The sequence below is a fragment of the Enterococcus sp. 7F3_DIV0205 genome, assembly GCF_002141365.2.
GTDB lineage: Bacteria > Bacillota > Bacilli > Lactobacillales > Enterococcaceae > Enterococcus_L > Enterococcus_L palustris.
Genome location: NZ_CP147244.1, coordinates 3,138,104 through 3,150,409, shown reverse-complemented (window position 1 = coordinate 3,150,409; position 12,306 = coordinate 3,138,104). Strand labels below are relative to the sequence as shown.

Here is a 12,306-nt window from a genome sequence, read left to right as displayed (position 1 = left end):
TGTTAGCCTCCAAAATTGTAGCCTTTTTTGACGATGATATAAATAAATAGTGGCGCACCGATCACAGAAGTAATGATCCCGATCGGCAGTTCAACGCTTGGAATGATGGTTCTCGAAAGGACATCCGCCCAAATCATAAATAGTGAACCCGATAAAGCGACGATCGGTAATAATCGTTTATGATCCGAACCAATCAATCCGCGCACGATATGAGGAATGATCAACCCCACAAAGCCAATCATTCCAGAATAAGCCACGATTACACCTGTCAAAAGTGCTGCTAACAATAAATACAACTGACGATATTTACTCAAGGGAACCCCTAAAGTAATTGCCGCCTCATCGCCTAGTAACATGACATTTAAAATACGATGTTGAAATAAGAAAAATCCTGTAATCACTACAACCGTGATCGATAACACCGAAAGCTTATTCCAACTAGCTGATGCTAAGCTTCCCATAGCCCAAAAGGTTACTGTCTTCATCCCTTCAGCATTATTCGCCAGATACACAATAAAACTGGAAATCGAGCTGCATAGCGCGCCAATCACTGAACCTGATAAAACGAGTTTAACAGACGTCATCCGACCACCGATCCCTGATAAAATCAATACTCCGAAAGCCGCTGCCATTGCTCCCACAAAAGCACCAAAAGCCAAACCAAACTGAGAAAAAATACTTCCTGTACCAAATCCAACTAAAATCGCAAAAGTAGCACCTAGCGAAGCACCTGAAGAAATCCCTAAAATATAAGGGTCAGCTAATGGATTTTGAACAACAGCCTGCATCACTGCACCAGTTATAGCCAAACCCATTCCTACAAAAACAGCTAAAATCACTCGCGGAGTCCGGACAAACCAAATAATATTTACCGCTGAATTACTGCTGATCTCTTCTAGAGAGCCGACTCTGCCACCAGATATTTTAGTTAGTAAAATCTGAACAATATCTTCCGCTGAAATATTGGCTTGCCCATTGATCAAAGAATAAAGAATTGAAAAAAATATAAGAACTACTAGAAATAAAAGAATCAATGGATAATAGTGTTGTGTTTTAGCTTTGACCTTGTGATCGTTTGTCTTGATTGCCTGCAAAAAAATACGCCTCCTGTGTATCTGAAAATCTGTACTGCTAATTGCTGCCCTTTATATCTGTCAGTTTATCAGACAGATGAGTTGTCCATTGTTCTACTGGTTTTCTACGACTTGTTGGTAATTTCATCGTTGCATCAACTACGCTAATATCAAGCAAACCGATAATTTGTCGATTCGTTTCTACCCCAACAGCTTGTTTGAATACTTCGTCGAAAATCACTGGAATCGTGCGCCAAGTAACGCCAATGTCTCTTGACCAAGCCGCTAATTGAAAGTTTTGAATAAACGCTGAAACTGCCCCAATCGCTTCTAAGTTCAACTTTTCACTTTCACAAATAGGCGCAGTGACAATCAATGTTAGTGGAACATCCAAAAAATACTCACGTGTTCTCTTTTTAGCCTTCGTTACATTTTGTGGATCATAATTTGCCCAAGTATCCAACCGATCATAACTGTCCATGATTTTTTCTACGAATAACTGACGATCGCATGGATTGGCAACAATAATTACTTCCCACGGCTCTTCTTTAGAGTGATAAGGAGCATAACTGGAACTTGTTAATAGTTCATCTATAACTTCCAGAGAAATCGTTTGATCCGATACTGTTCGAATCGTTCGGCGAGCTCTTATGATTTGCTCAACTGAATCTATGTTCATCGTTTTTCTCCTATTCTTTTACCATTTTATGTTCGATAGATCTATAGAATAACTTTACACACCAATTGAAAGTGATAATCATTCTCAATTAGATTTTAAGAGTACCATTACATTATTTTATTTGCAAGTTTCTTTTCTATTTTTTAGAACAAAAAAACTGCCTGATCGGGCTATATCAAATCAGACAGCTTTTGTTTTTTATAACAATGTAAAGGATTTCTCTTGTGTGTCTTTCACATTTGGGCCAACAAAAACAATAAATGCTCCTGGTTCTGCGTCAAATGTCATATTCTTCGTATAAAATTTTAATTCTTCTTTGGTTAAATCAAAATATACGGTCTTTTCTTCGTCAGCATCTAACGCCACTTTTTGAAAAGCTTTCAATTCTTTTACTGGACGGACAACGGAACCTGTCACATCTTGAACATATAGCTGAACGGTTTCGGTTGTTGTGCGTTTGGATATATTTTTCACTTTAACCGAAACTTTTAGTGTCTCATGCATCTGTTCGCTACTTAATGTTAAATCAGTATACATAACTTTACTGTAGGATAAACCGTAACCAAATGAGAACAAAGGATCATTTTGACTGTCTAAATACTTAGAAACGAAACGTCCTTTATGAGTTGGACTTGTTAATGGACGCCCTGTTTTAAATTCACTATAATACATTGGCAATTGTCCGACCGAATAAGGGAAACTCATACTTAAACGTCCAGTTGGATTGGTTTGACCGAAAATAATATCAGCTAAAGCATTTCCGCCTTCTGTTCCTGGAAACCATGCTTGAACGATCCCATCTACAAGTTCTACTTCTTTTGTTAAAACTAAGGGTCTGCCGCTGATTACAATCAATACTGTTTTCTTATTTAACTCTGCTATTTTTTGTAAAAAGTCTTGTTGTATCTTAGGCAACGTAATGTCCGTGCGACTGCCTGCCTCACCACTTTGCATCGTATGTTCGCCTAACGCAAGTACGACCGTATCTGCTTGTTTTGCCAATGTTAAAGCTTGGCTAAGTTCTTGTTCTTTCATCGCATCTGTTAATCCTAATTGTTCGATCTGATCTTTAGTTGCACCGAACTCACCTAAAAATGTGTAATCTTCCAACATGTCGCATCCTTGAGTGTAGAGTAGATGCTCAGAATCCAGATAGTGTTCAAATCCTTTTTTGATCGTCACGACATCTTCACGTTTTCCATGAACAGCCCACAAGCCAATCAATTCTTGGTTATCGCCGTAGGGACCGACTAATAAGACCTTCTCTTGATTTGGCGTTAATGGTAAAACATCTCGTTTATTTTGCAGTAGCACAACGGATTCAGAGGAAACTTTTTTCGCTAAGTGACGTTTTTCTTCGGTTAAAAAAACACATTCTTCCTGTTCCTGACTTGCACCGCGATAAGGATCTTCAAATAATCCTAAATCATTTTTCAGTTTTAAAACGCGGTAGACGGATCGATCAACCAACTCAGTACTGATCTCACCATCTTCGATCAAGGGTTCCAACTCTTTCGCATAGCAAGGGGTCTTCATATCAATATCTGTTGTTGCTTCAATAGCTAGTTTCGTCGCTTCTCGATCATCAGTTGCTACACCATGAGCGATCAATTCTTGAATTGCTGCATAATCAGAGATAATGACCCCATCAAAGCCCCATTCTTTCCGTAAAATATCTTCCAATAAAAATTTACTCCCTGTCACTGGCATGCCATCATATGTGTTAAATGACGTCATGACTAATTGACAGCCAGCATCGACAGCTGCTTTATAAGAAGGTAAGTAATCTTGACGTAACCTGCGTTCTGACATATCAACTGTATTATATTCTCGACCACCTTCTGCCGCACCATAAGCCGCAAAATGCTTCACACAAGAAGCGATTCCTCCGCCATTAAGTAAATCTTTTTGCAAACCTGTCACCATTGCTTTAGCAAAGGCTGAATTCAGCACTGGGTCTTCCCCAGTAGATTCCAAGCTTCGCCCCCAACGAGCATCGCGTACTAAATCAACCATTGGTGCAAACGTTACATGAGCACCCGCTGCCTTTGATTCTTCTGCTGTTTGCTCATAAGCTTCTTCGATCAACGCAGGATTCCACGTTGCACCTAATCCTAATGGAATTGGAAAAATCGTACGATAACCATAAATAATATCTGCCATGAAAAGTAACGGAATCTTATGGCGACTTTTCTTCAAATAACGATCTTGGATTTCCCTTGTTTTCTCTGCGCCAGTGACATTTAAAACCGAACCAACTTGATCCACGATTTTTTGATCGATCCCTAATTTTTTTTGTGGTCCAACAGCTAATTGATCCGCATGGAAAAAATCACCTGACAACTGAACCAATTGTCCGATTTTTTCTGGCCAACTTAACGAATCAAGTAGTTCTTTTAATTTTGTCTCTTCCATTTTTACACCTCTTCACTTTGCTCTCTCAGGTATGTTTTTTTATCTAAACGCTTGAACCATGGGTACCAAAGAAGAGGTGATAATACTAGTTGAATCACTAATTGTAAAATAATCACAGAAATACTTCCTTGAACAGCAGCATGAAACCCGACTGGCAACCCAAAAATCGCTTGCACTCCGACAAATTTTGACACTAGCCCGATTTTCGTTAAAACATACGCTAAAATCAAGCCAATACTATTATTAAATATAAACGGCACCGCTAAATCAAAATTCAATACTAAAGGCGTTCCAAAAATTACTGGCTCTGTAATTCCAAACAATGCCGGCACAATGGAGATTTTCCCAACTTCTCGATACTGCTTACTTTTAGCCCGCAACATCAATAGCACTAAACCTAATGCCATGCCCCCAAATGTAATAATATTGAAAAATGCTAAACCAACGATATTCGGCGGCGTTTGACCAGCTGTTACAGCATTCATATTTTCAACATCCATTGCCATCCACAATGGCGTTACTAAAGGTAGGATCACATTCGTTCCATGAATTCCGAAAAACCAAAGTATCTGTTGAATTAAACTCAAAATAATCATAGCACCGATTGAACCGCCAATTCCTTTTAACGGTTCTTGAATAATCGTGTAAACAAACTGATGCATATTACCAAACGCAGTTAAACTAAACCCGAGATCAACTAAAATAAATAATATCCCGATCAAGACTGTTGGAATCAATGATTCAAACATCCGTGTTACCATTGGCGGTACACCTTCCGGCATTTTGATCGTCCAACCTTTACGCTTGATCGCTATAAACAAACGTCCAACAACTAACCCTACGATCATAGCCGAGAAGACACCTTGCGCACTTAACCAAGTGGTTGGCAATGCCGCAATCTCATCAGCCGTCTTATCTAGAGGTGTGATCAAAAGAAAACTCATTAATGAAATAATTCCTGCCGCAACGTAATCTTCTTTTTCATCCAATTTACGAACTAAATTGATCGCCATCAAAACTGAAATGTATAATGCCAGAGAACCAATCGTAAAGGTATTGACTTTTCCTAATAATGCAATCACTTGTGTAAATTCTTGTAACGTTTTAGACATGTTCATAAAAACAACTAATAATACCGCAATCGAACCGATAAAGACTGGACCTAATGTTGACATCATGGCGCCAGAAATAGCTTGAAGATAAGGATTATTTCCCATTTTATCAAAAAATGGACTCACCTTATCAAAAAGACCGATTAACTTTTTCTTCATGTTTATTTCCCCTCTCAATATCCAGTAAGCGCTTTACTTAAATTCAGTATACTGAGTATTCCTTCATATTTCTGTGCTAATTTCGTCTTCAAATCGGAAAAATAATGACTTTTTTATTTAAAATATTTTTGTCGATATTGTTGTGGAGACAAGGTGTAATTCTTTTTAAACACATTGTAGAATGACTTCACTGAGAAAAAACCATTTGCCATCGCAATATCTAATACGGTCATATCAGTATCTCTTAATTGATAATAAGCGTGCTCCAATCGAACGGTATTTACATATTCAGAAAAAGGAATGCCCATATATTTCTTGAAAAATCGTGAAAAATAGGCAGGATCATAGTTAAAAGTTTCTGCTACTTGTTCTAACCTCAGTGACTGATTATAATTCATTTGCACATATTCATTGATTTGTTTTAGCCGCTCTAAATGTTTCAAGCTTTTGATGGTTTGTTTAGTCGCTATCGGGATACTATAATGTTTAGTTAACACAGAAAGAAACGCCAACACCCGACTTTTGACCAGTAAATTCATGGATAAGTCATTTTCCTGATAATCGTGATAAATGTCATTCAATAAGGATTGAACAATCGGATCTTTTCGTTTTAATGGAATCAAATTAAATAAAAAGCGATCATTGTACTGTTGCTGTGTCATTTCTTTCAAAAAAGGAAGCGGAAACTGCATCACAAATACTTCATTGGGTAACGGACTTCTAGAAGAATGGATGATATTTGAATTGATGAATAATGTATCCCCTGGCTCTAACACATACGTTATCTGGGGAAAACGGACTTCTAAAGTCCCTTTCAAACAATACAATAACTCAGCACTTTCATGCCAATGCGTTGAAATCATTCGATCTGGGTTTCTAGATGTGAATGAAAAGAGTTTAAATGGATAATTTTTGTTAGGTGAAATCATTTCATGTTTCATATCGATACCTCTTTTACTTTTATTAAGCTGGTTAAATTATAAGCTATTTCAAACTTTGTTAAAAATGTTGATGTTTTGATTTTTTCAAACTATTTATCGACTCCTCCAAATTAATAGTGGTTTATCGGGCAAAAAAAAGAAGCTGGAAATCAGCTTCTCTTTTAGTGCTACTTAATATTACGCAATTGGAAAAATGAAACAATTTCGCCAATGCCCATAAAAATCAGAATACCACCAAATAATTGGAAAAGTACTAGTAAGCTACTGAATGGATTAAAGGTTAAAACCAATCCAGCAATAATCAAAATCACGCTATAAATCAGCATCGGCAGCCAGCTAACATTGACATACGTCCGTAAATTCACTGATTGGATCGCACGAGTAACACCAACAACCACGATCACTAGACCAAGGAAAATCGGTAGAATACTTACGATTCCTTTTGCAAAGACTAGCACGATTCCTGCAATCACTAATAAAACGATCCCACCTAGAAAACTCATTCCATATGTGCCCGTAGCTTTTTTGACTTTAAAACCATCATAAAGATTTAACACACCGATTATTGCAATATAGGCTGATATAAAGTAGACAGCCACCTGAAACACACTTCTAGGATTGATCAAAATCAACAACCCAAAAATCATATAAACAATTCCTCGTAACAATGCATATTTTCTTAATTGCTCCATAACGTTATTCATTATTATCCCTCCATTAACACATTACTTATTTGCTAACTATATTGTATAGAATTTCTTTGAATAAAACGAATAATATGGATCGATAATTGTTATTTTTTTAGAAGTTAAAAACAAAAAATACAACGAACTCGCCAGAAAAAGCTTCACCCATCATAAATTCTTTTGGGCGAAACTTTTTCATTTGTCTATTAAGGTGTTTGTTCTACTTGCCATAGAATCGTTGCGCGGTAGCCACCTGCTTGTAACACTTCACCAGAAGGAACTTCTAACAGTAAGCCTGACTGATTTTTATCCCATTCTGAACTTACATTGTATTGCCCTTTGGTTTCATGTGTTCTTTCTGCTATCGATTGTGTCTCATTTTCCGATAAAACAACCGTTTCCGCGTCACTTATCTTATAACGGATAGCAGAAGGTAAGACTTTGCTTGGATCTTCTTGGCTTGTCAGTGGTTTCTTCAACGTTGCTGTTAGATCCCATGCTCCGCCATTTTTACGATTATCCCAAACAATCAATGGTTTATCATACTTCGCTTTTTCTACCTTTATAAACGGAATTCCTAACGTTTTACGACCAAAATTCAAAAAGGTTGGTGAAGACTGTACGAATAACATCCCTTTAAATTGATATTGTACTGTACTCTCTTCACTTGTAACTGGAATTTTGGTTTCGTTATCTGGTTTTTTGACTAACTGATAGTTCTTTGCCAGAATTGATTCCAAGGCTTGTTGGACTTCTGTTTCTTCCGTTAGATCGATCGTTGTGCCGATGATCTTATCAAAAGTAATTTTGTCATGTAAAGAATCGCCTGTTTCATCTACGAATTCCACGTTCACTTTTTGGTTGCTTTGAATATCGATCGTGATTGTTTTTTTGGTTACTTCTGTCCCACGAACAGCTTTTAAAGTTGCCTTATAGCTTCCTTGTTCAGGATTCAGTGGTAATGTCGTTGACTCTACTGAAAGCGTGATATCTTTACTTGAACCAGTTGCAACATCCCAAGCAATCGCTTCAGATTTTTTAAGAATCAGTTTATTGACTTCGCTTTCAGTCAAGTTTTGAAATGATTCTGGTCTGCTATTAAAATTGTTCGCTGCAATATAAAGACCTCTAGATGGTGGTGTTTCATCGATCACTTGAATCGGAACCTTGATCAACGTCGTTTTATCTGGTTGATCGGCATCCGTCATTCGCACCATTACGCTGGTTAAACCTGTCACCGACGTATCTGGCATATCGCCTTCATATGCATATGAAGCGGTATGTCCAGGCAAGATAACTGCATCCTGAATGACTTCAGAAGCTTTTTTATTAAAAGCAGTTCCTTTTTTGATGATTTGCGGAATCGGTTTAGCACCAAGATTATAAACGTTGATTTTTACTGCATAATCTTGCGAAGGTAATCCATTATAGGGACCTTCTGACTCATTTATTGCTAGTAAAGAAGTATCATAATTTTTGATTGTACCTGGTTCTTCGTTCAACTGTTCAGGTAATCCTGTTCTTGGTATAGTCAATGGACTATCAAATTCTTTTTGACTATTTGCAGCAAAAGGCATCGTGACTTCAACACCTGTTGGATATGTCACATAAACCGTACCGTGATCCGATGCTGTAGGGATTTTACTTAGTTTGTAACTAGTATTAAAATCATCTACATAATCTGGATAAATATTGAATACTTCTGGATTCGCTTTTATTTGCATATAGGGAAGCTCATCACCTGCAAATATCTCGTAACCTGTGTTTAATGCTCCGTCTGGGGATATATCTTTCCACGGCGCACCTAATTGATACGCTGAATCGACACTCGATGCGATAACTTGCCCAGCACTGTAATTTTTACTTTCAGAACCTGCGCCCATAAAATCATTTCCGAAGTAATTTGTTCCGCCAGAAACCCCTGTACCGCTATATGAACCAGCTATATATTTAGTGTAATCTGAAAGCCAATTTCCTCGGGAATCTTTTAATCGAATTGTAAATCTTTTTCCAGACGAAGGTTGAATGTAAAAGCCACTACTATTCCCTAGTGCGTATATTGGAACTGAATCTGTATAATAATCCGTATCCACGCTTTCTAGCATTGAAAAGTTCTTTGTTGTATTAGAAAGATTGTACATATCTAATTGAACAGTGAAATTTAAATTTCGATTCAAAGTTAGGTTATATACATAAAGAATCTGATTAGGTTCATCTATTAAAATTTGCTTTAGCTCGTTGCCTTTTCGTAAAAAGTATTTGGAGGTCATCTTTGAATCAACCCCATTATAACCAAGTCCACTTCCTCTAGCCCAACCAGTCCCATAAATAGGGCTCGTATTTAATCCAGGAATATCTGATACTCGACCTTCACCACCACTATAAATATAGCCTTTACCAGCACTGTCTTTGATAATAAAACCGACTTCATTTTTCTGTGAAGTTACAGAAATTCCTCTTTCTGGAAAACCCATTTTTGAACCGTTTAATGGATTAGTAATAACACCATCAGTGGAATTCAAGGGGATGTTGTTCCAGCCTTCAATCGTACTATTTCCGAATACCTGATCTGGAAGAACCAGCACTTTGAACGTATAGGTCAACAGTTGTTCGCCTAAAGTTATCGTAATGGTTACCTCTTTAGACCCTCTACTTGAGTTCACAATCATAGATTTAGTAATTCGCGCATCCAGATCTTGTCCTGTCGTCAGATCCCAAGCTTTTGGTGCTAATTTTTTGGTTAGTAATTGGATGATTTGCGGAACAGTTTTTCCTTTGATCTCACTCGCATTTAAAAATGGTAGATGATTGAAACTCATCCCTGCTTTTGCATCTACAATAACAGTTTGATTATCTAACGTTACTGTAATCGGCACAGGAATAACTGTCGACACACTTGTATCTTTTTTATCCGTCATTTTTATATAACCCCAGTGAAATCCTGTTTTGCTAGTATCAAATTTATTGACAGGTTCAGTAGGATCACCGGCTGGGTTTTTGACCCATTCATAAGTAGAACTGGCGGCAGCCGAATCATTTAAGGACTGATATTTTGAAAAAATATTCGCTGCATTTGTACCCATCGCCATGTCTTTGCCTTGATCCACCTTAAAATAATAAGGGGATTTCACATCGGCACCAAAAATCGTAACATTTCGTGTAGTCGTAGCAGATGTCCCATCTAATTCTACTTTGATTGTCCCTGTATATGAGCCTATAGAATTATTGACTGCTGTCGTATCCGTAAATGATACTGGAACTGTTGCCCCAGTATTCATGTTCCAAGCACTTAAATGCGCTCTTGACTGAATGAGCGCAATCAGCTCTTCTTTACTTTTTCCTTTTGTTTCATTCGGGTAAAAAAGAACCTTCGCATCGGCTTTTACCATCACTTTATTTGTTAATAAAGCGGTAGTATCCGCGCTTGTCACATTGATCGGTACTTTGATGATCGTCGACACAGTGGCATCAGTTTTCTCGGTCATTTTTATATAAGCCCAGTGAAATCCAACGGTGGACGTATCAAACTTGTCGATTGCTTCACCATTTTCACCAACAAATTGATACAATGCGTTCGTTGCTGTCGTACTATTTACTGTTTGGAATTTTGTAAATAGGTTGGTTGGATTGGTGCTTAACGACAATGTGGCATTTTGGGCGATAGATACAAACGTTTGCGGATTAGCGCCGAATACCGTAACATTTCTAGTCGTTGTAGCCGAAACGCCATCTAATTCTACTTTGATCGTACCTGTGTATGAGCCTATAGAATCGTTGAGTGTTGTTGTTTCTGTAAATGATACAGGAACGGCTGCTCCTGTGCTCATATTCCAAGCACTTAAATGCGCTCTTGATTGAATCAACGCAATCAGTTCTTCTTTACTTTTTCCTTTCGTTTCATCAGGATAAAGTATTACCTTTGCATCAGATTTCACCATGACTTTATTGGTCAATAACGCAGTAGTATCTGCGCTTGTAACATTGATTGGCACTTTAATGATCGTTGTTACATTTTCATTCGTTTTTTCTGTCATTTTTACGTAAGCCCAGTGAAATCCAACTGTAGATGTATCAAATTTTTCCAATGCTTCGCCATTTTCATTTACAAATTGATAAACAGCATTTGATGCTGTTGCATTGTTCACAGTTTGAAACTTCGTAAATAAATTGCTTGGGCTTGTCCCTAAAATAAGTGTTGCATTTTGAGCAACAGACACAAAAGCTTGTGGATCAGCTCCGAAAATAACAACATCTTTTTGAACAGAAGCTTTTTGTTCCGCTTCACCTGTTCCTACTGTAATTTCAAACTCAGCTTTGTAAGTCCCTACAGAGGTTGTTACAATCGTTGTTTGAATTACATTCACTGGAACAGACGCGCCGTCTTCCACTTGCCAAGAGCGGACATTCGATTTTGTTTTGACCAACTGCTGTAGCTGCTCTTCCGTTTTATTCGCTGTTTCGTTTGGATACAAAATAATTTTGCCATTTACATTATCCGTTTGAAGCGCTATTTGATTGTCTAATAAAAAGGATGTTCCTAAGTCAGTAACAGTTACTGGCACGGGAACACGAATACTAGTCAACTCATAATTTTCAGTGATTTCTACATAAATTGTTTGAAATCCTGCCTGTTCACTGCTAGGTGTAGCAGGCGTTCCATCAGCGTTCACATATTCATATACAGCACCGTATTCTGGATGTGGAATAACCCTTTCTGAAAAGAGTTTTGCCAGACCTGCTTCGGTGTTGAGATTTGGGAAAGCTTCATTTTGTTTCAGCGTCAAAACTTTAGGAGTCGCCTTCAATCCGGCTTCATTTTCAACTGGATCTAGCGCCTTAGCTGTATAGTTTTTCTGTGCTTTTACTGTTGCTGATTTAGCGACACTTGCAGCCGACTCTTTATCGGTCGTCTGTTTGGTTACTTTTTTCACACTTGTTTCAGGCTTTGCTAATATCGGGTTGGTTATGGTGAATAAAGCAGTGACACAAAAAATGCCAACTATCGTAAGCCCAATTAGCATCCATAGTAGTTTAGCTTTAGAAGGATTCTTTTTTTTGTTATCCATTTTTTCTCCTTTCTTCTTTATTTTTGATTGCCTACCTGATTACACTCTATCGCAACACCTCCTTTGTATCACTATCACCTATTTAGTTCAGCTCAAATCAAATCATTGATTGAGCAATTTTGCTTGCTGATTAGAGGTGATGCACAAGAAGAGTGTTTGAGTCAGTTCACTATTA

7 protein-coding genes are annotated in these 12,306 nt (G+C 37.7%); all 7 read right to left on the bottom strand.

Annotation, left to right across the window (positions count from 1 at the left end):
• Positions 1-2: 2 nt before the first annotated feature.
• The gene (locus tag A5821_RS14655; protein ID WP_086315460.1) at positions 3-1,094 is read right to left on the bottom strand and encodes a FecCD family ABC transporter permease; all 1,092 of its coding nucleotides are present in this window, start codon (positions 1,092-1,094) and stop codon (positions 3-5) included.
• 37 nt (positions 1,095-1,131) lie between these two features.
• The gene (locus A5821_RS14650; protein WP_086315459.1) at positions 1,132-1,752 is read right to left on the bottom strand and encodes a nitroreductase family protein; all 621 of its coding nucleotides are present in this window, start codon (positions 1,750-1,752) and stop codon (positions 1,132-1,134) included.
• 198 nt (positions 1,753-1,950) lie between these two features.
• Complete coding sequence (gene bglX, locus A5821_RS14645) at positions 1,951-4,167, bottom strand: beta-glucosidase BglX (RefSeq protein ID WP_086315458.1); 2,217 nt, start codon at positions 4,165-4,167, stop codon at positions 1,951-1,953.
• A gap of 2 nt (positions 4,168-4,169) precedes the next feature.
• Positions 4,170-5,438, bottom strand: coding sequence for a PTS sugar transporter subunit IIC (locus A5821_RS14640; protein WP_086315457.1), 1,269 nt, complete (start codon positions 5,436-5,438; stop codon positions 4,170-4,172).
• 113 nt (positions 5,439-5,551) lie between these two features.
• Positions 5,552-6,379, bottom strand: coding sequence for an AraC family transcriptional regulator (locus A5821_RS14635; protein ID WP_086315456.1), 828 nt, complete (start codon positions 6,377-6,379; stop codon positions 5,552-5,554).
• A gap of 167 nt (positions 6,380-6,546) precedes the next feature.
• Positions 6,547-7,083 carry an HdeD family acid-resistance protein gene (locus tag A5821_RS14630; RefSeq protein ID WP_086315455.1) on the bottom strand — a complete coding sequence of 179 codons (537 nt, stop codon included), beginning with the start codon at positions 7,081-7,083 and terminating at the stop codon, positions 6,547-6,549.
• Positions 7,084-7,271: 188 nt separating this feature from the next.
• Positions 7,272-12,131 (bottom strand): MucBP domain-containing protein, encoded by a 4,860-nt coding sequence (locus A5821_RS14625; RefSeq protein WP_086315454.1) that lies wholly within the window; start codon positions 12,129-12,131, stop codon positions 7,272-7,274.
• Positions 12,132-12,306: the final 175 nt, after the last annotated feature.

What these genes read in the sequence shown, in the direction of transcription:
- A5821_RS14640 (WP_086315457.1), bottom strand. Translation starts at nt 5,438, where the DNA reads ATGAAGAAAAAGTTAATCGGTCTTTTTGATAAGGTGAGTCCATTTTTT.
- A5821_RS14635 (WP_086315456.1), bottom strand. Translation starts at nt 6,379, where the DNA reads ATGAAACATGAAATGATTTCACCTAACAAAAATTATCCATTTAAACTC.
- bglX (WP_086315458.1), bottom strand. Translation starts at nt 4,167, where the DNA reads ATGGAAGAGACAAAATTAAAAGAACTACTTGATTCGTTAAGTTGGCCA.
- A5821_RS14630 (WP_086315455.1), bottom strand. Translation starts at nt 7,083, where the DNA reads ATGAATAACGTTATGGAGCAATTAAGAAAATATGCATTGTTACGAGGA.
- A5821_RS14650 (WP_086315459.1), bottom strand. Translation starts at nt 1,752, where the DNA reads ATGAACATAGATTCAGTTGAGCAAATCATAAGAGCTCGCCGAACGATT.
- A5821_RS14625 (WP_086315454.1), bottom strand. Translation starts at nt 12,131, where the DNA reads ATGGATAACAAAAAAAAGAATCCTTCTAAAGCTAAACTACTATGGATG.